Here is a 23,324-nt window from a genome sequence, read left to right on the forward strand (position 1 = left end):
TACTAGGTAATAAAAAGGAACTCACAATGAAGAAAGCCTTAGTGATCATTTTATTGGTGCTTTCGTGGGCAAGCCAAGCCGACTCTATCAAAGCGCTAAATGTTGACCGTGCAGTACCAAATAGCATGCACTTATCGTTTGCAAACGATAGCAACATAACCCCTAAAAAAGGGGATTTTAAAATCGTTAATTATGTATTAATGAGCAATGAAGAGGGCGAACGCTGGGCTGTTATAACGCTAACTAACTTATCGTCGGGCAATCGAGAATTAGGCGAGGAGCACTTACTTGCACTTTTTGCTGACGGCAGCCGATTTATGCCAATGGAATTTAAACTCGGTTTTAAAGGCAACGAAACACAATCGGTAACTGTATCGTTTGCCGATTATAAATTCCCTATTTTAAGTGTGTATTCGAGTAACGATTTGTAACTAATAACGATGCGATAATATTAAATTAGGGATATTTCTAAAATTAAGGGTTTTTATGAAGTTTGAAGATGCGCAACAAAATATGAACCTCGCATACTTCGGTGGTGGAACCGGTGTATTAGTGTCTGGCTTGGTTTGGTGTATAGCTGGCTTTGTCGCATTACTGCATTCAAATCAATCGAGTATGCTTACTTTGTTTTTTGGTGGTATGTTTATTACATCCTTTAGCCATGCTACTTTCAAAAGCTCTTAAACGCTCTGGCAATCATGACCCTAAAAACCCATTAGGTAAATTGGCCTTAGAAAGCACTATTATTTTATTTGTTGGTTTGTTTTTAGCGTTTTATGTAGCAAAACTTCAAGCTGAATGGTTTTATTCAATAATGCTGATGATAATTGGTGTTCGCTATTTAGTTTTCAACACTTTATATGGCATGAAAGTGTACTGGATTTTAGGTGCTTCGTTTATGTTTTCTGGCATGTTGTGTATTGTACTAAATGCCAATTTTGTAATCGGCGCCTTTATTGGCGGGATAACCGAAATAGTATTTGCGCTAGTAATATTTGCCCAATCGAAAGGTATGGTTTTAAAAACAGAATAACAAGCTCTTATAATCGCAAAATAGTATGCTGCTGGAGTTACCCTTCAGCTTGGTATATAGCAAAGGCTTTTAAAGTATTGAGTATCTGCAAACTGCATGTATTCATTAGTTGGCTTAGAGCGATAAGCCGTCACTCATGTAAGTTGTCATTAACTTAGTAAGAATAAGAGAAAACTTTCCTCTTTTTTACATGGTTATATAAGCCGCAGAAAGAGTAATATTTATAGTTGGCAATAACTTATGGTATTTGCTATTAATATAAGTTCACAAAATAAGGATGTTTTCGCACTAAAATAGGGAAAGTGTCCTCTGACAAAGATGCTAACTGGCTACCAATAGTTCATCATTTAAGGTTGTAATGAAGAAAATTTTAGTTATTGCGTTATCAACATATTTAGCTGGATGTGAAAGTTCTTCTGGTATTGTTGATGCAACAAAAGTTCCATCGTATTTCGATGGAGCACATTATTCAGGTAAGTTTACATTCGTAAATAGCGATACGTTTCCTAATCAAAAACAGTATCGGGTTTTTGAACAAGGAAGTGATAGCACAGCTCCGCTCAGTGAGTTGCGAGCTAAAGCTAATTATTCTGCAAGGTTTTTCTGTAGCAATAAAATAGGAAAGCCAAGAGTTGTAGTGGTATCGGAGATGACATCACAAGGGCCTCATATTTTGGGCAATTTTCCAAGATATGAACTCGTATTTACTTGCGTCCAACAAAAAGATGAGCCATTCCATGTAATGAATAGTGGGGAGGTAAATGTAGATAATACAAGTAATAAATATGAACAATTAAAGTTATTAAAAGAGCTTCTTGATAATGGGACTCTCAACGAAAAAGAGTTCAAAGTCGAGAAACAAAAGCTGCTGAATAAATAAGTAGCGCCAGTTAACAAAAAAATCCATGCGACCACCTTCGGCGTCGCACGATTTGGGCGTTACCAATGTCTGCAATTGGCACTTTTCCGAAGTTCAGCTTGAGCTTAAAAGGTCATTTAGAGTAACGCGGTAAGTTGGGTTGTCTCTGGTGAATTCATCATTTTGTCAGATGGCGTGGCTTCGCAACTTATCCGACCTACGTAAAAAGGTAGGTTGGTTAAGCCGAAGGCGCCACCTAACAGATTTTCAGATGCACGCCTTGAATGTTTTTTCCACTTTTACGACGTTCAACTGCTAACAATGAGTAGACCGTGAAAACTTATGATAGCTGGCGTCGATATTTGCTCTTGACGATTTTGCTGGCTAACACTTAGCCGATTAAAGTGAGGCAGTAAAGTCGGTTATAGTGCTTGTGAGTTCCTGCTCCTTTTCAACATTTAATTTTCCATCTACAAAGTAGTCGTAGAAACTACCTAAGCTAAATGAGCCTCTAATATCAGCTCCCCAAAATGGCATTATTTGACTTAATGTTTGTATATTGGTCGCGCCCCCTCGAGGACCTGGAGATGTACTTAATAAAAACACAGGCTTATTTGTTGCAAACATTGGGTTTTGTAAATCACCTAAACGAGATACCCAATCAAATAAATTTTTAAATTCTGCAGGTATTGCACCGTTATGCTCCGGAGATGAAATAATAAAAGCATCGTGTTGTGCAAATAAAGTACGTATTTGCTTAGCGGCATCTGGATGGCCTTCACTTTCTTCTCTGTCTAAACTAAAAAAAGGCATTGGGTAATCTCTAATATCTAGCGTGGTCACTTCATGACCTTCAATTTTGCTTGATGCCAACTCTAATAATGTTCTATTGATAGAGTTTTTACTATTACTTCCCGATACGGTTAGTATTTTTTTCATTATTTAAAATTCCTATATATCAAGATTGCTTACTTAATTTAAGGGCAACCTTGTTGGTATGCTAAGTTATTTTGAACGCTGCGCTAAATTAAACGTAGCTTCGGTTTTGTTTATTGCTATTAATATTAGTCGTGATAAAGCTTTTAGCTTGTTTTATTTAAGTAAATTAATGATAAATGAACCTCATCGCTAAGCGCTGTAAAATCTAATTTATCGTCACGAATTAAATCACCGTCTTTTACTTCAACACCATTTACAATAGCTTCACCACCGGTAACATAAGCAATAAATTCGCCTTCGTGAGTGATATTTTGGTTTTTACTGATTAGACCAATTTCGATTATAGTCTGACTATCTAGCGTGTCTTGTTGAGATTTGTTACCACCGTACACACGCACCATTTCGTCTCTTTTCAAATCAAAAAAACTATAACTTGCAGGCTCACCTGATTTTTCAGGTAAAACCCATAATTGCAGCATTCTGTTTTCTACATCGTCTGGGTTAATCTCGTTATGAACAAAGCCTTCACCACCTGCACGCTGTGCTTGCACTTGATTAGCATGCATCGATTTCCCATTTTCCATAGAGCCTTTATGTTCTATGCGTCCCTCAAGCATAACCGAAATAACATCTAATTCTTGATGAGGATGCATACCTGTTTCGCCTTTAGGTGAAAAGCGTGCATCAGCTAAATATATAAAGTTACCAAGTCCATTCCATGTATCATTTCGTCCGCCAATTTTATTATCAACGACAAGGCGTGTTTCTTTTAACCCTGCAAATCCGCCTCTATGTAATGAATCTTTGTGTAATACTTGCATTTTAAGCTCCTGATCTATTATTAATTGAAATAAAAGAATCGAAATGTTCTGAATTTTTAAACTATGAATCTATTATAGACAATATAATTTGTAGTTAAATTGAGTTACATTGATAAATAGGTTCGAATATACTGAACAATTAAATTAGATGGTGAGCTAATGAAATTATCCTTAGATGCGTGTGAAGTACTAGACGCAATAGATAGAAAAGGCAGCTTTGCAGCCGCTGCGGCTACTTTATATCGTGTGCCATCAACAATTACCTATACGGTGCAAAAGTTAGAAGAAGATTTAGGTATTATTGTTTACCGACGCGAGGGAAGAAGAGCTATTTTAACGCCTGCGGGCAAGGTATTACTCGAGCAAGGTAGAGAGTTATTAAAAGCAGCTCAGAACATTGTTGAAGTAGCTAAACAAGTAGACAGGGGCTGGGAGTCTCGCATTACCATTGCCATTGATACTATTTACGATATAAATGAAGTATACGAGGTTGTTGCAGAGTTTTATAAACTTAACACAGATGTTGAAGTAAACATTATAGAAGAAGTGTTGGGGGGTAGCTGGGACGCGATTATTGAAAATAGAGCTGATTTGGTTATCGGTGCACCTTTTCCAGATGTGAATACTCAAGGGATTAAATTTGAAGAAATTAAGCGCGCAGACTGGCAGTTTGTAGTCGGTAAAAGCCACCCTTTGCTAAAATATAAGCTTCCTCTATCTGAGGAGGATATAAAACCATATCATTCAATTGTGATCAGAGACTCTTCAAAAAAGTTGCCTCCGATGACGCACAGGATATTCGAAAAACAAACAGTGATGCGTGTTGCCACATTAGAGCAAAAAATAACAGCGCAGGTAAAAGGTTTGGGCGTTGGTTTTTTACCAACACATCGAATTATAAATCAACTGGAGGCAGGAGATTTAATCTCTTTACCAATTAACAAAGATGCACCAGTAACACCTTTGTTTCTTGGTTGGCGGACAAACAACAAAGGGAAAGCTACAAGGTGGTTTATTAATAAACTGCTTAAGAGTCTGTAATTTGTACTAGCTCAGACTTGATCTGACAGTTACCCGTTTTTTAATCGGTGACTGTCAGTCTAGATTTGAGCTAAATTCTTCTCAGCCCAGATCAATTTTCCATCTAATAAAGTTTCTAATGGCGTTCTGCCACAGCATATTTTCCCTTGATGAGTTCGGTCATTATTGTAATAAATCATCCATTCGTCCAGATCCTTTTGCAATTCCGCTAATGAGCTATATAGCTTTTTACGGAATGTAATTTGATAGAATTCATTGAGTATCGTTTTGTGGAAGCGTTCGCAGATACCATTTGTTTGCGGTGACATAGCTTTGGTTTTTGTATGATCGATATCATTAATAGCCAGATATAACTGGTAATCATGATGTTCGACTTTGCCACAATATTCAGTGCCTCTATCGGTTAGAATACGTAGCATGGGAAGCTCGTACTGTTCGAAGTACGGCAGTACTTTGTCGTTGAGTATGTCAGCCGCAGTAATTGGCGTTTTCGTGGTGTAGAGCTTAGCGAACGCTACTTTGCTGTATGTATCAACGAAGGTTTGTTGGTAGATACGCCCAACGCCTTTGAGATTACCCACGTAAAATGTATCTTGAGAGCCTAGATAACCTGGGTGAGCCGTTTCAATTTCACCACACGCTTCGTCATCATGTTTTTCTTTTCAAGCGCAGCTACTTGAGCGTCGGTGAGAATGATACCTTCGTTAGCCACTTTATTTTCTAGTGCCTTGAGACGCTTTTTGAAGTTCTCTAGGTCATGACGTAGCCATATTGAACGAACACCGCTGCCAGAAACGAATACGCCTTGTTTTCTGAGTTCATTACTCGTTCTGTGTTGGCCATAAGCTGGATAATCGACAGCGTATTTAATGACGGCTTGTTCAGTTGCTTCATCAACTCTATTTTTTAAATTTGGCGCTCTACGACTTTTATCAATTAACGCATCAAGTCCACCGTCTTCGACGAGTTCTTGATATCGATAAAATGTATCACGGGATACGCCCATCACTTTGCAGGCTCTTGATACGTTGCCAAGTTCTTCTGCAAGATTAAGTAAACCCGCTTTGTGTTTAATAATTGGATTGTTAGTATGTAGCATGAGAGTTACCTCTTATATGTTTTGATTTAAAGATTCGACACCTTTTATCAAAACGGGTAACTCTCACTTTTTCAAGTTGATGTGTCAGATCTTGTCTGAACTAATACATGTAATTTAGGGATTGTTGATCTTTGCGGATTAAAATTTGTTCAAACTAGGGGCTATTTAATCGCGGCGCGAGATTTTTAACCTAGTGGGCTCGGTAACTGCTCCTGCGTTACCCTACTGACTTACATCCATGTAAGAATAAGTAAAAACCGAGCAAAGCTTCCGCGTCTTGCTCACGCCCCCTTACTTACATCCATGTAGGCAACAAAGAGTAAATAGCCCCTAGGAAGAACCCTTCGGGCTGAGGGATCCCCATTTTATCCAGCGGCCTCTTTTTCGTAATTCAAAATAAAGTTTTTTAAACTTTTTTCTATATAGCTTTGTGTAATACGTCTCTTACATAGCTTTATGACTTGCTTGGCTAAGGTTAAAAATGAAAGAACTCGGCGGTTCTTAACGCTATTTGCTTGAAATTTTATATGCCACTTTCTTTTTTCTGCTTCACACCCTATAAACCATAACGCAGTGCTCGCTATTGTGGCTATCAAGCATAATATTCCTATTCTATTTATGCCGGTGCTTTTACTAAAACGCCACGAAAAACCATATCTCAAACTTTTGTCATCGCGGAAATTTTGCTCTATTTGCATTCTTTTACTATATAAACCAACTACTCGCTTACTCGTCATTGTATTGTCTGATGTCGCGAGTAACCATGGCTCTTTAGCTAAGTTTTGATACATTTTTGTATCTTTCGTAAATCTGCTTTTTCCTTTTCTTCCTTTATTTTTTCCATGATATACGTGTAAAAATGCATCGCATGCTGTCGGGCTGGACTGAGTTAGTCGTGCTTGACCTAACGCCTTAGGTATATCGCTGGCACCAGCCCTAAGTTGTTATAATGTATGCCATTGTGATTGCATGGCTAGTTTACACTTCATTGAGCCTCTTAATCGACCTATCATATGCCAACCAAGTTCGCGTACTTTACTATACCAAGGCGTAAGAAAGCCGCCGTCTGTTACAATATAGACACTAGGATGTCGTCCAAGCACTTCATAAAGTTCATCTAAAAACAGGCTATTGGTTGCTGGGCTATCAAAATCCTTCTGCTCAACAATCATGTTAAAAATCACGATAGAGCGCCTATCCACAAGTAAGCTTGCTCGCAGTAAGTGATAGTCGTGACCACAGGCACCGCTCCAGTCAAGAAACAATAGAATAGACACCCACTCTAAATTTTGCACTTTATGAAAAGAAGTACTAGGCTTTATTTAGTGTAAAAAACAAGCAGAGTGTCTCATGGCTATCGCAAGAAAGCGTCAAATAAGTTTGGTTGATACAAAATATTACCATTGTATTTCACGCTGTGTTCGTCGTGCATTTTTATGTGGCGAAGACTGTTTTACAGGCAAATCTTACGAGCACCGCAGAGGCTGGGTTGAAGATAAGCTGCTTGAATTAGCGAAGGTATTTTGTATTGATGTATGTGCTTACGCTGTTATGAGTAATCACACCCACTTAGTACTGTATGTTGATGATAAAAAAGCGAATCGATTAAACGATAAAGCGATTATCATTCGCTGGCATAAGCTCTGTAAAGGCACTGTACTTACGCAAAAATATGTACAAGGTGAAAAGCTAAGTAAAGCCGAACTTATCTTTTTCAATCAAACAGTAAACGACTACCGCGAGCGCCTATCCAGTATTAGCTGGTTTATGCGATTACTAAATGAAGATATTGCCCGCAGAGCGAACAAAGAAGATAATTGCACAGGTAGGTTTTGGGAGGGACGTTTTACGTCCCAAGCACTTCTGGATGAAGCGGCACTTGCTGCTTGTATGGCGTATGTCGATTTAAACCCAATTAGAGCCAAAATGGCTAACACCCCAGAGGAGTCAGACCATACCAGCATCAAACAGCGTTTAACGTATGTAAAGGATGGCAAGCAACCAAAACAACTACTGCGCTTTGCAGGCATGCCACGTCAAATTATGCCAAAAGGGCTGCCGTTTAAGCTTAAATCGTACCTTGAACTTGTTGAGTTAACTGGACATTGTATACGAGAAGACAAACGAGGTTATATTGAAAGTTCGCACCTACCCTTACTCGAAAGAGTGAATATATCCCCCGAAAACTGGTTAAAACTCACCACACAATTTACGCGTGTATTTCATGGTGCAGTAGGCAGGCCAAGTTCACAAGCAAGTTACTGTGAAAATTTAAACAGAAAGCGACGGGCGAATATCAGTAACTGCGAAAAGCTACTTGCATAAAACTTAAGCTACTCAGTAAAACTATTCAGTAATAAATCACAACTGCACCATGCAGCCATTTTTATGCGTGTGATTTAGGTTTAATAGAGTTAATGACTTATTTAATAGGTGAAATGAAAGTAATCCAGTAGGAAAGGTAAATTTTTAACCTAAAAGATAAATTTTATGACACAGTTTGGTATGTATAATTAAAGTGGCTGTCTAGTTTCGCCTTTAAAGCTTTTGGGCTGGAAGACCTGCCTGATGGGGAAATTTTGCCATAGATTGACAGCTTAGTTATATTTAGGATGTCTAATTTGGTTCGACTCTCAAAATGAAAAACTAACTTGCTAGCACCAAATAAAATGTTTAAATTTAGCTGTTTAGCCTAATTGCAACCGCTGGTTGACAAATTAACAACTTGACTTGCTGGTCTGCAACTACCTGACTTTCTATGCTTACCGCTCAACAACAAATGAAGGAATGAACTTTATGATTTTAGCAGAAAAGATTGTCAGATTAAGAAAACAAGTTGGTTGGTCGCAGGAAGAGTTGGCTGAAAAGATGAATGTTTCTAGGCAGTCAGTGTCTAAGTGGGAAAGCACTAATAGCATACCTGATTTAAATAGGATAATTATGTTGGCGGAGCTTTTTGACGTGTCTACTGACTTTCTACTAAGAGATGAGAATGAAGCTTTTGATTCTCATGATGAAAATAAAAAGCCTGATATCATTCAAATTAGTTTAGAACAAGCAGCAAAATATATTGAAAATAAGATGGAAGTGTCAGCCTTAATCACTAAAGGAGTTATACTTTGTTTATGCTCAGTAGTACCTTTGTTTTTCTTCTTGGCAATGGCTGAAACCAATCGATTGAACCTGACAGGCAATATCGCAGCAGCGATAGGAGTTGTGTGTATTGTAGTTATGGTCTCTATGGGAATAAATTTTTTTCTCAGAGCCAACCAATATGAAAGCGATATAGCGGTAATAGATAATGAAGCATTTGAATTAGCCTATGGTGTACACGGTGTTTTCAATGAAAAATTAACAAAGTTCAGACCTACCTATAATCGAAGATTATCGTTGGGTATATTTATGTTCATTATCAGTTTTGCACCTCTTATGTTTGCAAGTATGCTTTTCAGAGGCCCAAGTATAACTCTAATGATGCTAATTGTACTTATGCTCATCATAGCCGCTGGGATATACATTGTGTCTCCTGTTGCGGCTAAATACGAGGCTTATAACAATATTCTAAAAGATGGGCCTCTAGATACCGTAAAGAGTAGACGTGTAAAACGTGCTGAAAAACTCGCTGCATTCTACTGGCCTTTGCTAATCGCTATCTTTCTTGGTTGGAGCTTATGGACTATGGATTGGGGCGTAACTTGGATAATTTGGCCTGTAGGGGCTGTACTTTTCGCTGCACTGGTTGGATTAATGGAGTTGCTGGATAAAGAAGAGTGATGAACATGATATGCATCTTTATCAGCGATACAAAAACCTAATCTTAACCAGTAACTTTCTAATATGGCAGAGATTAGGGGGATACAAATAAGTCATCTAAATATAAATACTTGAACAACCGCTATGCTGGCATTTACGATCATCAATCTAGACCTAAATTCAAATACTATAAATGGCACTTTAGCGAAGTTCGGCTGTGAGCGTGAGGCAGACTGTGAGAAATTATGATGGATGAAGTCAATACTCGTCTCCTTGGTTATTACATTTTATGAACGTTCGTTACGAGCGTTCATGTTTTTTACTTTATATAAATGAATTATACCCTATGGTAAGCTTTTAAAAGCATTGTCAATGCTCTTAAGCTACATAGATTTAATAGGTACTCTTAATTGCTTTTGAGGTTTGATGGTTTGCATTAATAGGCATAGTGATACCAAAGCCACACCTATCCAACCAATTATCTTAAACCTTTCACCAATAACGAAAACGGCTAAAACAGTTGCAACTAATGGTTCTATTAAGGTAATTAATGTCGCTTTACTTGCATTTATATAATTCAAGCCAAAACCAAATAATAAGTATCCTAAAAACATTGGAATTACTGCCATATACAAAGATACCAATGCATTGGTTGCGCTTGAAAATAAGTTATCACCTGTAAACCATAATGAAGGGAGTAACAATAAAGCAGCACAACCAAACAGTCCTGACATTGACGATTTCGAATGAACTCCACTTTCAATTAAACTCCTTGCTGCCCATGAATAACCTGCATAGGTTAATCCAGCAATACACCCCAAAAGAATACCCAGGCTCTGTTGATTAATACTGTATGAAGGATCATTACTCTGATCTCTACCTAACGTTAATAAAGTAATACCTATAGCTCCAATAACAAAACTCAGTACCCATTCCAGTGATATATTTTTTTTACTAATTAGGCTTTCAAGGATTGCAGCAAAAAAAGGTGCCGTAGCAATTGAAACTACAGTGCCAATTGCAACACCTGATAAACGCATTGAAGTATAAAATGCTAATGGATAAATAGCGACAGAAGCGGCACCTAAAAGTAATACCTTAGGCTGTGAAATCATGAGCTTATAATCTATAAATAACGTTTTTCGTGCTGTAATAACAAGTAGCACTCCCCCTATTCCCATAGAGAATGCACCAATTGCAAACGACCTCACATCAGGGGAATAGCTTGCTGCGGTGCCTGTTGTTCCCCACAAAAAACTAGCAATAATGATAGCAATTACACCTTTAAAACTTCCGTGATGACTTTCCATTGTGATACCTGTTTTTTATTATTTCAATACAGAAATTGTATGCTAATGATGAAAGGAGTTTTTAACAATTAAGACGCTATCGTTGACAATAAAGACTAAGTTTACTTTTTGAATTTATTAGGTGGTAGGCCAAAGTATTGTGAAAACTTTCGGCTAAAGGCTGACGGCTCTTTGTAGCCTACTTTTTCACCAATGATTGATAGTGGATAATCTGTGTGTGTTAGTAAAGCTTGCGCTTTTTCCATACGAAGTTTGGTTACGTATTTCATCACAGTCATATTTGTTTGTTGCTTAAATAGTTTCTTAAACTGCGTTTCGCTTAGAAAAGCAGATTCAGCCAGGCGTTTAATGTGAAGTTGCTCTGCAATATTTTGCTCTATGAAGGATATTGCTGTACCAATACGGTTATCTACTTTTGGCAGTAAAGGTTGCTCTGCAAGCAGTAAACTGAACATTTCAAACATCGCCTGTTCTAATTGAGCATTAACTTTATTTTCTAATTGGTTTTCGATAAAGGTTAAGTAACTTTTAAGGGATGAGTTAATTGCAAAAACAATACAGTGAGAAGATGAAATATTTAGGGGTAGGTTTTTCATGTCCACAACTACAAATCTAGCTTCAGTATCTGCAGTGAACAAATGCTCTTCATTGGCTTTAACTACAACACATTCACTTGGCGCAACTTTACCATTGAAATCACCAACGCATATATTTATGACACCACGTAAAGGTAAAACCAATTGATTAAAGTGATGTGAGTGACGGGTTGGTTTTGTGCTATAAGAACGAATGGATAATAGATTTTTCATAATAACAGAAATGTATGGCCTTATTTCATCCTGATTTTGGTTATACATAGTAGAGCAATGGATGACAAAGTGAAGTGTTAGTTTTATTGGCTCTTTAACTTAAACCTCAATGACTGCAATGGTGTGTGAATTCACATGGCTTAGCAGTCCCACTCAAAGGCTTTGAAAGGTAATATCTGCTGTTGGCATTCTCCGCCACTCCACAACATAAAATATAGATAATAATTGGCAAGGTATTTTACTGTGTCGGATGGCGCTTCGCTTAACCGACCTACACTTACACAAAGCCTCTTATTTGGCGTCTCTTACCGGTAAAATAAAGCGTTTACTCAATATTTATACCTTGTTTTAAAAGGTACTCAACTGCTGTATTAGTATGTGGCTTAAACGCCTTCCAACGGCCAATTGCTTTATTATTAAGTGGTTGGCGTACTTGCATTTTACTTGCAGTAGAAACTGGTGCGGTGTTTAAGTGAAAATCTATACATTGCTCCTGCCAATCTAAGTTACAAAAGCTGACTAACTCTTTAATTTGTTGCTCGGGCTGTGCGACTAATTCTTCGTATTTTACTAATTTTATATTGCTGTGCAGGGCGCTGAAGTGCTGCATTAGGTTGTAAAAAAGGCTGTAAAATTTAGCGGTATCGAGTAAGTCGAGCGAGTACGCGTAGTAGGGGTTATTAATGGTAAATAGCTGGCGGTAGTTACCAATACAGGTGTCCATTGGATCGCGCATCATACATATAATTTTAGCGTTTGGCAGTGCTTTGGTTATTAAATCGATATAAAAAAAGTTAAACGGGAGCTTATCAATAAAGTGTTTATGGCTGCCTGTTATTACGCGTGTTGCGTTTAAATAGGTTGACCCAAGCTGATTAAAATTAAGCTCGTAGGCTTTACTGAGCGTTTGAGTGTCGAGCACATGGGGTGTTTGTGTTTGGCTCAGCTTTTTAACACTTAGGCCAAAGTCTTGTAATTCACCGGCTGATTGCACGTCGCTGTGGCTCGATAAAATACGCTCAACCAATGTGGTGCCAGAGCGGGGCATGCCTAATACAAAAATAGGTTCGGCCGTTGGGTTACCTTGTGTCAGCGCTTGTGTGTGCTGCTCACTTAAGTGTTTAATGTGTTCAAATAACTCAGTTGAGCTTTTATGATCAAACGGCTGCACAGCACGTTTTGCTACTTTACCTTGCTCCAGCGCGTTAAAAGCTTGAGTAAACTCACCAAGGTCTTGATACTCTTTTGCTAAAGCATGGCCAATATGCAGTTTTGCATCGGGGTGTGTTACTTGCTCAAACACATTTTTTAAGCGTTCAATATGGTTGTTTTGCTTACTTACTTTAGTTAAATCACTTAATGCAAAATGACTTTGATGATGCAGCGGGTTAAGCGCTATGGCATTTTCAAAAGCGTGTTGGGCTTTATCAAATAGTCCTAAAAACTTAGCGCTTACACCGTAGTTATAATAAAACGGGGGTTGAGCTTTGTTAGCCGCTGTAGACAGTGTAATAGCATGCTCAAAGTAGTTAAGTGCGTGTTCGTGAATGCCTGCTTGAGTAAGTGCAACGCCAAGTGTGTCGGCATCAAGGGCTTTAGTTATTTGTTTTAATGGCACAGATAGGGCAGTATTTTTTGCTTTTTGTAATTCGCCAGTAAGTGCGTAACATTTAGCAAGTTGCGCGGTGTATTCAATGCTTTTACCAAAGCTAAGGGCTTTTTCGATGAGCTTTATTGCTTTGTGTATTTGCCCAACAGTTAAATTAACCATTGCCAGCAAAAAGTACCCATCAGCAAAGTCTGGTTTGAGTGTAACTAACTCCACTAGGGCTTTGTGTGCTTGCTCTATTTTACCTTGGTTTAGGGAGAGTATTGCGCTTTGATGAAGTTGCTTTAAATTTGGCTGCATGGTTTTTGGTAATTATTATTTTGTAAAAGAAAATAAAAAGGCTCAAATAAATTTGAGCCTTAAAACATTGTTTAAAAATTACTATAAATTATATTTCAAATTTGTAGTTAAATTTAACGCCTACCGTAAGCGGGCGATTAATGTAATGGCCGTAGTTACGTTGTATGTCGGCACCATTTGCTGATGTTATATCGGCATCTGAACGACGAACGGATGTAACCGCGTATTTGTTGAATAGATTATCAACATATAGGGTAGTTGACCATGCATCAGCTGTTAATTTAGCTGATATATTACTTAAGCTGTAACCTGGTAGTGTTTCGCCATTATCACGAAGACCTACTCTTGAAAGCACGTCGCTTTGCGCAGTTAAACCGTAGTTAATATCAAGCGTTTTGTCGTTAAACACGTCTGTTTGATAGTTTACACCCATCGAAAATTGATTTTCAGGTGAGCCTGGTAAACGGTCGCCGTCTTCTGCGCCATCGGTACCATCGGCATTAAACAAAAATGGTGCGTCAGATGTTAGCTCTGCTTTTGTGTAAGCGTAGGTTGCGTAAACTGAAAACGAGTCAGATAAAATGGCACGGGTTGAAATTTCTACCCCTTTTGCATTCGCGCTGCCTGCGTTTGAAAGGTACGTTAATTGACCTATATCTGTAGCGCCTGTAATTTGTGCATCATCCCAATCTACGTTAAATAACGCGGCGTTAAAGTGTAGCTGGCTTCTAAACCATGTACTTTTAAAGCCTAGCTCGTAGTTTGTTGTAGTGTCGGCTTCATATAATAATTCGTCAGGTTTACCACAACCGGTTTGTTGATCCTCAACAATTGGATCAGGGCAAGACACTAAACCGTTTGAGCCGCCAATTCTGAAACCTTCACTTACTGTTACATAACCCATTACTGAGTCAGTGAACTGGTATTTAGCATTAAATTTAAATAAGTTACCGTTATCGCCTGCTTCGTCTTTTTCGTATGCAACGGTGGTTACATCAGGATCTACTCCACCATACAATGTATTTGCTAGCGGGAAGTCAAAAGCCGCTTGCGACTCTATATCGTATTTGTAAAAACGTGCTCCAATGGTCACATCTAATTTGTCGGTTACTTGGTAGCCAACTTCACCAAATAGTGCAGACTCAGTGACTTTACTTTTTGTAAGCTCTAAGTATTCTAATGAGTCAGGTCTTAGCTGCTCGCCACCAAAGTTATCAATAGCGAATTGGTCAAACCCAGGGGTAAACTCTCTGCTTGACGCTTCGGTTTCTGTTTTGTTGTAAAAGCCACCCACAATCCAGTTAAAGTCGCTGTCGCCCTGCGACACTAAGCGAATTTCTTGAGTGAAGGTATCTTCTTCGTCAATTTCACGGGTAAACGTTGAAAACGAAGGGAATTCTTCATAGCCGTAATCAAGACGAATAAGTAAATCTGTTTGATCGCGTTGACCGTCGGCATCAAAGCTTGAAATACCTGTTGCCGATACTAGCTCTGCAAAACCTAGGTCGGCTTTTAGTTCAAGGCTTAGTAATTGATCTTTTTTCTCGCGAGGCTCTTCAAAGCGATAAGCTGATTCGTATTTACCTATTACGTCGCTTAAACCGTTGTTTGCATTAAGGCTGTTGTAATGAACAATCGAGCGGCCTTCGCTGTCTTGGTTTTGGTAAAAGTAGTTAAGCGTACCTTCAAACGATTCATTTGGTTTAAAGCGAACAGAAATACGACCTGTAGTGGTGGTTTCGCCGTTGGCGTCTTTTACATTTTTAAGGTTGTTATTAACTGCTGAGCTGTCGCTCCAATCAGGATCTGGTAACGATACGCCAGGCTCGCGCACTACGTAACCGTAATCGATAAAACCAGGGTCTTCATATACGTTTAAGCTGGCGCGCACTGCAAGCTTGTCTTCAATGAGTGGAAGGTTAAATATAAAGCCGCCTTCGCCACCTAGAGAGTCACTTTCTTTTGTTTGAAACAGGTCGCCGTAAATTTCAAGCGATGTAAAATCGAGCTCAGGTTGTTTAAGCATGTAACGAATTGCACCGCCTAATGTGCCTGCACCATAAAGGGTGCCTTGTGGCCCAATTAATACTTCAACACGCTCAATATCTACTAGGCGCATATCTACCGAAACCGGAATTTCGTTAATGTAAGTAGATACCGTGCCGCCATCTGATGATGGACCAGACGAGTTTGTATTTAAACCACGAACAATAATAGGCGAGCCTGAGCGACCACCTTGATCGGTAATTGTTAAACCAGGTACCCAGCGCGCTACATCGGCAAGCTCATTGATATTTTGATCTTTCATAATATCTGCATCAAGGGCTGTAATATTTAGCGGTGCATTTTGCACAGAGCCGCTGCGCCTTGTTGCTGTAACTTCGATTACTTCGAGTGATTTGTTTTTAGCTGCAACTTCTTCTTGAGCAAGTGCGGCATTAGGCAATAAAAATACGCTGGAAACAGCGCTCGAAATAGCCAAGGTTAACAAGCTTGGTTTAAACATAAAAAGTGATCCCCAGTTCAAATGTTTTACATTAGTAAATTAAGTTAAGCAGTTTATCAGGGAGTGAAGTAGCTTGGAATATTTAAATTGAATTTTAATTCACTTATATAGAATAAATATGGCTTATTTGTGGGGGTTTTATTTAGTTAATAGGCAATATAAGCAATAGCTTAGTCCTATTAGGTACAGTTAGGTTAAAAAATACACCCTTGTTTAAAGGTAAATAGTCATTCATTTTTTAAAAATGGCTTTATGATGTGCTCGTTAAACAAATTATTACATTAAAATTGATAGTTTATAATGTCATTAGTTATGCTTTTATCAGCACTATTAAAGTATGTTTTTATCCCCATTAAGAGTGTTAAGTCGGAATTATAAATAACTGTGTAAGTTATTGAGTGAGCGTGTTTGATTGCCGCTTCGTATTCTTTTTTTGTTTTGTCCGCACTTTTTTGTGCGTGTTTTTAAGGATTAACAATGAGCCAACTATTTTCGCCTTTATCACTTGGGAAAGTAACGTTAGATAACCGTATTATTATTGCACCCATGTGCCAGTATTCAGCAAACAATGGCGCTGCTAGCGATTGGCATACTATTCATTTAGGCCAATTGAGTTTAAGTGGTGCAGGGTTACTTATTTTAGAAGCAACAGCTGTTAACCCAGAAGGGCGTATTAGCTACGGCGATTTAGGGCTTTGGAATAACGAAACCCAGCAAGCCCTGGGCAAAAGCCTAAAAGCAGTAAGACAATATAGCCCTATGCCTATTGGTATTCAGTTGGCACATGCTGGGCGCAAAGCATCAACTGAAAAACCATGGGACGGTGGCGATGCTATTGCACCTGATGACGTAAATGGCTGGCAAACGCTCGCACCCTCGGCAGTTGCGTACGACGATAGCAGCCCAGTGCCAAAAGCAATGAGCCAAGACGACATAGACTCATTAATTAAAGACTTTGTCAGTGCAGCTAAACGCGCTGATGAACTCGGCCTTGAATTAATCGAGCTACATGGTGCGCACGGTTACCTGTTACATCAATTTTTGTCGCCACTTTCAAACAAGCGCGATGACAACTACGGTGGCAGCCTAGAAAACAGAATGCGTTTATTGCTTGATGTGTTTAAAGCGGTAAGAGAGGTATTCCCCAGTAATAAAGCGGTAGGTGTGCGTATTTCGGCAACCGATTGGGTTGAAGGCGGTTGGGATTTAGAGCAATCGATAGTGCTTAGTAAAGCGCTTGATGAACTAGGTTGCGACTTTATTCATGTAAGTACGGCGGGTTTAAGCCCTGAGCAACAAATACCAGTAAAACCTAATTTTCAGGTACCGTTTGCAACAGCCATCAAAGAAGCGGTTAAAATGCCTGTTATAGCGGTGGGTTTAATTACACAGGCGCAACAAGCCGAAGATATTATTAGTGAGCAGCAAGCCGATGGCGTAGCACTAGCGCGTGGTATTTTATATAACCCGCACTGGCCGTGGCATGCAGCTGCAGAGCTTGGCGCTACAGTAACTGCACCTAAACAGTATTTACGCTCAAGCCCACATGGGCAGCCATCACCAATTAAGTAAAACGAAGTTTTTTGTAAAAACCCAACCCGCGTTTGCGGGTTGGGTTTTATTATTTTTATAAAGTAGAGACACACATGACCCAAACAGGCGTTTCAGCGCAACCTCTTAGCAATACACTCGTTACTATTATTGCTTTGTGTTGCGGTCTTATTGTTGCCAATATTTATTACGCTCAACCTATTATTGAGTTACTTGCCCCAGAAGTTGGATTAAGTTCACGCAGTGCTAGCCTTATCGTATCGCTTACACAAATAGGCTACGCTTTGGGGTTGTTTTTTTTAGTACCACTAGCTGATTTAGTTGAAAATAAAAAGCTTATGTTGGTCACTCTTGGTGTGTCGTTTTTGAGTTTAGTGGGTACGGCACTTGCTGATTCACCTAATGTAATGCTTATTTTGTGTTTGATGATAGGTATAAGTTCGGTTTCTGTTCAGGTGCTTATTCCACTTGCTGCGCATTTATCGTCTGACGAAAAACGCGGACAAGTTCTTGGTAATATTATGGCGGGTTTGTTGTTAGGTATTTTGCTAGCAAGACCTATATCGAGCTTAATAGCCGATCACTTTGGTTGGCGCGCTGTATTTTACTTTGCAGCAGGGTGTATGGTGTTTATTGTTGGTGTAATTTATTTTGCTATTCCAAGTAGGCAACCAACCCATAAAACAACGTATTTTAAGTTATTGAAATCGCTTAAACAATTAATGATAAGCCAGCCAGTGCTGCGCCAACGTTCACTTTTTCAAGCGTTAATGTTTGCATCGTTCAGCTTATTTTGGACGAGTGTACCGGTTGTGCTTGCCCGTGAGTATGGTTTATCCCAATCAGAAATAGCATTGTTTGCACTAGTGGGCGCCGCAGGTGCTGTAGCAGCTCCCATTGTTGGGCGTTTGGCTGATAAGGGCTATACGCATCAGTTATCGTTACTGGCCAAACTCATTGCAGCACTGTGCTTTTTACCAAGCTTATTTGAGTTACCTTACGGCATTATAGTATTGGCATTAACCGGTGTGTTTATTGATTTTTCTGTGCAGGCCAATATGGTATTGGGTCAACGTGCAGTGTACGCACTAGAACCACAAAGCCGTGCGCGTTTAAACGCTATTTATATGACTAGCATATTTGTAGGTGGCGCAGTAGGCTCGCTTATTGCCAGCCCATTATATGAAGTGGGTGGTTGGACTGGTATTGCACTGGTGGCTACGGGTATGCCGCTTATTTCGTTGATTGGTTATTTGGTTACAACTAAAAAGCAAAGTAAGGCTGTGAGTTAAAAAATTACCGGATACAACACAATAAAGTCACCATGTTGTATGGTGACTTTATTGTGTTGTTTAGGTTAGTTTGGTAGTTAACTAAGTAGCCTGTTTTTTTGCGTTTGAAAACGAGCTACCAACAGATGCAATAATTACAAGCAAAATAGCGAGCCACTGCCACAAAGTAAGCAATTCACCCAGTATAATAAACCCTGCGAGCGAAGCTATTGCAGGCTCTAAACTCATCATTACGCTAAACCCTTGTGAAGGCATGTTACGCAGTGCAACCATTTCAAGTGTGTAAGGCAGTGCGCTTGATAAAATAGCAATACCAATACCCAGTGGGATAATTTCCCATGTAAACGCGGGGCTTTGCATAATACCGCCGTAAGGCACTAGCACTATAGCGGCAACAGTCATGCCCAATGCGACAGTGGCTCCACCAGAACTTTGTGTGCCAGTTTTTTTACCAAATAATATATAACCTGCCCAACACGCGCCAGCACCAAGCGCAAGCGCTACACCTAATGGATCAAGGCTATCTTGGCCGCTCATATCAGGAAGCAGAAGCAAAATACCAGCAATAGCACAGGCAACCCAAAATAAATCACGTTTGCGGCGAGATGAAAATAAGGCAACAGCAAGCGGGCCTGTAAATTCAAGTGCTACACCAATGCCTAGTGGAATGCGTTCAATAGCGTAATAAAACAAAATGTTCATGCCGCCTAAACTTAAACCATACACAATTATAGGAATACGATTACCCGTAGTGGGTAAGTGTTTCCAAGGTTTAAACACTAAGCAAAGTATAAAAGCAGAAAAACCAAGCCTAAGGGCCGTCGTACCCTCAGGGCCAACAATAGGAAAAAGCTGCTTTGCAAATGACGCGCCCGTTTGAATGGTCATCATGGCAAGCAGTACACACACGATAGCCAGTAAATAACTTTTTGAAGATGCTTGCATTTTAATCCTTGAGTTGAGTAACTCTATCAATTAGTTATGTAATGCAGGGAGTATAAAAGCTAAACCCGCCCGATATTAATGGCGGCATAGTATCTTTTTTTTAATTTATAGGTAAGTGTTTGCGTCCAAAAATAGCGCAATTAAAAGTATATTAAATAGGGCAGGTAAATAAAGTAAGAGGTAAAGTTAGCAAACAGGCGTTTGCTAACTTTAATCAGTTGGTTAAAAGGCCTTAGTGGGCACTTTTATTAACTAAGCCATCAAGCGAGTAAAGACCTCGTTTTTCATCATTTTTGCGTTTAATTTCTTCAAGTGCGCGCGATTCTACAGCGTCAAATAAAGCATTAATTAAGCGGTTAAAATGTTTATGCATTGCAGTACGTGCTGCATTTGCATCATGCGACTTTAGGGCTGTATAAATAGCGGTGTGTTCATCCATAACGCACTCGTCATTGTTTTTACACACACTGCCATAGTCAGCAACAATTTGTGGGTTTGTTAAACGTAAATCCCACAAGTTAGACACTGCAAATTCAAGTGCTTTATTGCGCGTTGCTCTAGCTATAATTTCGTGGAACTCACGGTCGGCTTGCTCAACATAAAGGCCTTTTTGCATGGCAATTAATGTTTTATTTAGTTGCTCTAGTTCTTCTTCTGTAATGCTTTGAGCAGCTAAAGCGGCAATTTCGCCTTCAATTAATGCGCGAGCTTGAGTAAGTTCAAATGCACTGATCTCTTTTGATTTTATAGATGCATTTTTTTGTTCTACTACGTAAACACCAGAGCCAGTTTTAACTTCAACTCGGCCACGTACTTCTAATGCGATAATAGCTTCTCTAATGGTAGGGCGGCTTACATCAAACATTTCTGCAAGTTCACGTTCAGGTGGTAAACGACTCCCAGCAGAAAATTCGCCTTGATTTATTAAAGACTCAATTTTATCAACTATGCGCCAAAATAAGCGACGATTACCCATACTTTACCTTCATTACCTTAAGGAATAATGGCCTCTGGGGCCTATAAGTCAAAACCAACTGTTAATATCAGAGGTTACCTTAAAATTCACTATTATGTCAAAATTCTAACGCGATGTTAGGGTTAAAAACCACTATACACCAACGGTTGTATTCTTGTATTACCAATTTAGTTTAAAATAATGTAATTGGCCAGCTTGATTGGTAATGTTTTTATGTGTTAGGTTAGATTTAGGTTATGGAGTAATAAATATTGGTAATAAACCGAGTTGGGTTGTCAGTGTTAAGTTTGTTGTAGAAGTATTTGATTGCCCATGGATGGGGATCGCTATTTTAAAGTGTTTTGTAAAATGTGTCGTTGTACGAGAGCTATTTAAGCTTTCTTCTGGGCGTTAGCTGTCGTTGGTTAACGCCCATATTTTATTTAGTTAGTCGTTAGGGTACACAACTCCAAGCTGTTTGCGCGCTTCATCAAGAACGCTCATTACGTTACTGGCTAAAATGTGCGTATTAACAGGTGACTCAAGGATATTTTGCTTCACTAATGACATGAAATGCTCAACTTCGTATTTCATAAAGTGCTCATCAAACGGCTGGGATATAATCTCTACATCACCATTATTAGCAATAAATTCCACTTTTTTAAGTTGCGATACGGCTTCTATACGTATGCGCCCAAGCTCGCCTTGTATTTCGGTTATGTTGTCGCCTTGCGATATTTTGGAGTAACTAATAACGGCTTGTTTATCTGCATAGTTTAGTAATACATCGCCCGCACCATCTACACCAGTATCGAGCAATACGCCACTGGCACTCACGCTTTTTGGTGCCCCCCAAAGTGCAATTAATAAATACAGCGGGTAAATCCCTAAATCAACTAAAGCACCATTTGCAAACTCGGGTAAAAATGTGTTTGGGCGTTCTCCATTTTTATACTTATCGTAACGCGATGAGTATTGACTGTACTGGCCAATATATTTACGTGGTGTGCCAATTTTTACCATTGCCTGTTGTAGCTGTTCATAGTTAGGCAAGTGAGTGGTCATCATGGCTTCTATGTAAAGGCGCTGATGCTTTTTTGCTGTAGCTATAATGCTTGCAAGCTCTTTAGAATTGGCAGCTGATGGTTTTTCGCCAAGGACATGTTTACCCGCTTCTAGACTCATAACGGCATATTGTTTGTGTAAGCTATTAGGGGCGGCTATGTAGACAGCATCGACATTTTGATCTTGGCAAACTTGCTCGATTGAGGTGAAAATTTTTGCTTGTGCATTTTGTGGGTGTTTGGCTAAAAATGCTTCGCCGCTAGATACTGCGCGCGAGCACACCCCATATAAATTAAAATCGTTTAACGTATTTGCAGCGGCTAACAATGTGTCGCTAATAAAATTGGTGCCAACAATAACAAAGTTCATGCTCACTCCTTAGCTTAAATAAAAATAATAAGAGTATTTAGTTTAACATTTTTTTAGTTCTATATGCTCGAGGAGAACATCCAAACCAGCGTTTAACATTAACACTTAGTGTTGCTTGTTCCTGATATCCTAAAAGCTCAGATATGGTTGAGATTGTAAATTGGTTTTGCGCTAAATAGTGTGCAGCTAAAGCGCGGCGAGTGGCATCTTTTAGTTTTACAAAACTCGTATTATGTTTGATAAGTTCTCGATGCAGAGTACGCGGGTGCATACCCAGCGCAGCTGAAATAGTTTGGTTACTACATTGATAAATAGGAAGCATAGGCCTAATTAGCGCACTAACTTGGTTGGGCAACGGTTGTGTGTGTTCTTTGTTTTTTGCCAAGAAGTTTAGCGCTGCTTGTACTTTATTTAGTTTAGGGTGATCAAGCTCAAGAGTTAAATCACTTTTTGAGATTACAATGCCAGCGCTGTTGCGATGCTCTATAACGTTACAACCAAAGTAAGTGTTATAGGCACGAGTATTAGTACTTAACTTTTTTGGCAAAAATATATTAATTGGTTTGCAGCGGTTATTACTCAGCTTTTTAATAACAGCTAATGCTAAACCAATGGTTAGCTCAATGACTTGGTTTATGTGCGGTAATGGTTTTAAATTAATTTCGAATGATAAAAACAAGCTTTTATCATTCTCTAAAGGGTGCGAATTTAAGCTAAGTGCAGGGCTGTGTAAGTGAAGGTATTTAATAACCCAATTAAGTGCATCACCTAAATTAGTACTACTTTTGGCAGCTATTGCAATATGTCCTAAAATATCAAAGTTTTGTCTACTTGCGAGCTTAAGGCCAAAACTAGAGCAATTGAACTTACAAGCACAGTATTCTAAAAGCTCAGCGTAATCTCGATAAGGTAAATATTGGTTGTCGAGATTTTTAAAGTCAACGTTACTAATATTACAGCTTTGCATTATTTCATGCGGATCGCCGCCAAATTCGCTAATTAGCGTGTCTATACCTTGTAATGACGTGGCTCTGATTAGGCTGCTCATGGTTAACCCCAAATAAGTGA

At 39.1% G+C, this 23,324-nt stretch carries 21 protein-coding genes and 1 pseudogene; 9 read left to right on the plus strand and 13 right to left on the minus strand.

Annotation, left to right across the window (positions count from 1 at the left end):
- Nucleotides 1-26: 26 nt before the first annotated feature.
- The 4 genes from AC5NT5_RS18545 to AC5NT5_RS18560 all read left to right on the plus strand — a co-directional run bounded on the left by AC5NT5_RS18545 (nt 27) and on the right by AC5NT5_RS18560 (nt 1,913).
- On the plus strand, nt 27-431 hold the full coding sequence (locus AC5NT5_RS18545) for a hypothetical protein (RefSeq protein WP_182672894.1): 405 nt from the start codon (nt 27-29) through the stop codon (nt 429-431).
- Nucleotides 432-486: 55 nt separating this feature from the next.
- On the plus strand, nt 487-684 hold the full coding sequence (locus tag AC5NT5_RS18550) for a DUF7010 family protein (RefSeq protein ID WP_240918977.1): 198 nt from the start codon (nt 487-489) through the stop codon (nt 682-684).
- The gene (locus AC5NT5_RS18555) at nt 635-1,033 is read left to right on the plus strand and encodes a DUF7010 family protein (RefSeq protein ID WP_494513752.1); all 399 of its coding nucleotides are present in this window, start codon (nt 635-637) and stop codon (nt 1,031-1,033) included. Before AC5NT5_RS18550 ends, AC5NT5_RS18555 begins: the two co-directional genes overlap by 50 nt.
- A gap of 358 nt (nt 1,034-1,391) precedes the next feature.
- Nucleotides 1,392-1,913, plus strand: coding sequence for a hypothetical protein (locus AC5NT5_RS18560; RefSeq protein WP_494513753.1), 522 nt, complete (start codon nt 1,392-1,394; stop codon nt 1,911-1,913).
- Nucleotides 1,914-2,291: 378 nt separating this feature from the next.
- Here AC5NT5_RS18560 and AC5NT5_RS18565 read toward each other — a convergent pair whose 3' ends face one another.
- A complete protein-coding gene (locus tag AC5NT5_RS18565) occupies nt 2,292-2,831 on the minus strand; it encodes an NADPH-dependent FMN reductase (protein ID WP_494513754.1) in 540 nt (179 codons plus the stop codon).
- Between the two features lie 143 nt (nt 2,832-2,974).
- Nucleotides 2,975-3,652, minus strand: a complete 678-nt coding sequence (locus AC5NT5_RS18570) for a pirin family protein (protein ID WP_494513755.1) — start codon at nt 3,650-3,652, stop codon at nt 2,975-2,977.
- Nucleotides 3,653-3,811: 159 nt separating this feature from the next.
- Between AC5NT5_RS18570 and AC5NT5_RS18575 the strand changes: the two genes are divergently transcribed.
- Nucleotides 3,812-4,693, plus strand: coding sequence for a LysR substrate-binding domain-containing protein (locus AC5NT5_RS18575; RefSeq protein ID WP_494513756.1), 882 nt, complete (start codon nt 3,812-3,814; stop codon nt 4,691-4,693).
- A gap of 59 nt (nt 4,694-4,752) precedes the next feature.
- Here the strand turns inward: AC5NT5_RS18575 and AC5NT5_RS18580 are convergent.
- The 3 genes and pseudogenes from AC5NT5_RS18580 to AC5NT5_RS18590 form a co-directional block, all read right to left on the minus strand.
- Nucleotides 4,753-5,792: pseudogene (locus AC5NT5_RS18580) on the minus strand (IS481 family transposase).
- Between the two features lie 365 nt (nt 5,793-6,157).
- The gene (locus tag AC5NT5_RS18585) at nt 6,158-6,583 is read right to left on the minus strand and encodes a transposase family protein (protein WP_494513758.1); all 426 of its coding nucleotides are present in this window, start codon (nt 6,581-6,583) and stop codon (nt 6,158-6,160) included.
- A gap of 153 nt (nt 6,584-6,736) precedes the next feature.
- Nucleotides 6,737-7,057 carry a transposase gene (locus AC5NT5_RS18590; RefSeq protein ID WP_494513759.1) on the minus strand — a complete coding sequence of 107 codons (321 nt, stop codon included), beginning with the start codon at nt 7,055-7,057 and terminating at the stop codon, nt 6,737-6,739.
- Between the two features lie 85 nt (nt 7,058-7,142).
- Between AC5NT5_RS18590 and AC5NT5_RS18595 the strand changes: the two genes are divergently transcribed.
- Complete coding sequence (locus AC5NT5_RS18595; protein ID WP_182672899.1) at nt 7,143-8,117, plus strand: transposase; 975 nt, start codon at nt 7,143-7,145, stop codon at nt 8,115-8,117.
- A 471-nt stretch (nt 8,118-8,588) separates the two neighbouring features.
- Entirely contained in the window at nt 8,589-9,566 is a 978-nt protein-coding gene (gene relB, locus AC5NT5_RS18600) for a type II toxin-antitoxin system RelB family anti-toxin (protein ID WP_182711697.1), read from the plus strand.
- A 362-nt stretch (nt 9,567-9,928) separates the two neighbouring features.
- On the opposite strand, the gene AC5NT5_RS18605 is transcribed toward relB, so the two are convergent.
- From AC5NT5_RS18605 to AC5NT5_RS18620, 4 genes are all read right to left on the minus strand, one after another.
- Nucleotides 9,929-10,855 carry a DMT family transporter gene (locus AC5NT5_RS18605; protein WP_494513760.1) on the minus strand — a complete coding sequence of 309 codons (927 nt, stop codon included), beginning with the start codon at nt 10,853-10,855 and terminating at the stop codon, nt 9,929-9,931.
- Nucleotides 10,856-10,956: 101 nt separating this feature from the next.
- A complete protein-coding gene (locus AC5NT5_RS18610; protein ID WP_033021299.1) occupies nt 10,957-11,664 on the minus strand; it encodes a helix-turn-helix domain-containing protein in 708 nt (235 codons plus the stop codon).
- Nucleotides 11,665-11,989: 325 nt separating this feature from the next.
- Entirely contained in the window at nt 11,990-13,573 is a 1,584-nt protein-coding gene (locus tag AC5NT5_RS18615; RefSeq protein WP_494513761.1) for a tetratricopeptide repeat-containing sulfotransferase family protein, read from the minus strand.
- Between the two features lie 88 nt (nt 13,574-13,661).
- Nucleotides 13,662-16,079 carry a TonB-dependent receptor gene (locus tag AC5NT5_RS18620; protein WP_494513762.1) on the minus strand — a complete coding sequence of 806 codons (2,418 nt, stop codon included), beginning with the start codon at nt 16,077-16,079 and terminating at the stop codon, nt 13,662-13,664.
- A gap of 477 nt (nt 16,080-16,556) precedes the next feature.
- On the opposite strand from AC5NT5_RS18620, the gene AC5NT5_RS18625 reads away from it, so the two are divergent.
- The gene (locus AC5NT5_RS18625) at nt 16,557-17,651 is read left to right on the plus strand and encodes an NADH:flavin oxidoreductase/NADH oxidase (RefSeq protein WP_494513763.1); all 1,095 of its coding nucleotides are present in this window, start codon (nt 16,557-16,559) and stop codon (nt 17,649-17,651) included.
- 74 nt (nt 17,652-17,725) lie between these two features.
- Nucleotides 17,726-18,922: an MFS transporter gene (locus tag AC5NT5_RS18630; protein ID WP_494513764.1), complete on the plus strand. Its 1,197-nt coding sequence runs from the start codon at nt 17,726-17,728 to the stop codon at nt 18,920-18,922.
- 81 nt (nt 18,923-19,003) lie between these two features.
- Here the strand turns inward: AC5NT5_RS18630 and AC5NT5_RS18635 are convergent, their stop codons facing one another.
- The 4 genes from AC5NT5_RS18635 to AC5NT5_RS18650 all read right to left on the minus strand — a co-directional run bounded on the left by AC5NT5_RS18635 (nt 19,004) and on the right by AC5NT5_RS18650 (nt 23,304).
- Nucleotides 19,004-19,867 (minus strand): EamA family transporter, encoded by an 864-nt coding sequence (locus AC5NT5_RS18635; RefSeq protein ID WP_182681551.1) that lies wholly within the window; start codon nt 19,865-19,867, stop codon nt 19,004-19,006.
- A 232-nt stretch (nt 19,868-20,099) separates the two neighbouring features.
- Nucleotides 20,100-20,843, minus strand: coding sequence for a FadR/GntR family transcriptional regulator (locus tag AC5NT5_RS18640; RefSeq protein ID WP_182671067.1), 744 nt, complete (start codon nt 20,841-20,843; stop codon nt 20,100-20,102).
- A gap of 426 nt (nt 20,844-21,269) precedes the next feature.
- Nucleotides 21,270-22,256 (minus strand): Gfo/Idh/MocA family protein, encoded by a 987-nt coding sequence (locus AC5NT5_RS18645; RefSeq protein ID WP_494513765.1) that lies wholly within the window; start codon nt 22,254-22,256, stop codon nt 21,270-21,272.
- 37 nt (nt 22,257-22,293) lie between these two features.
- The gene (locus AC5NT5_RS18650) at nt 22,294-23,304 is read right to left on the minus strand and encodes an AraC family transcriptional regulator (protein WP_182671069.1); all 1,011 of its coding nucleotides are present in this window, start codon (nt 23,302-23,304) and stop codon (nt 22,294-22,296) included.
- Nucleotides 23,305-23,324: the final 20 nt, after the last annotated feature.

This window comes from Pseudoalteromonas sp. J2K-J599 (assembly GCF_059295115.2).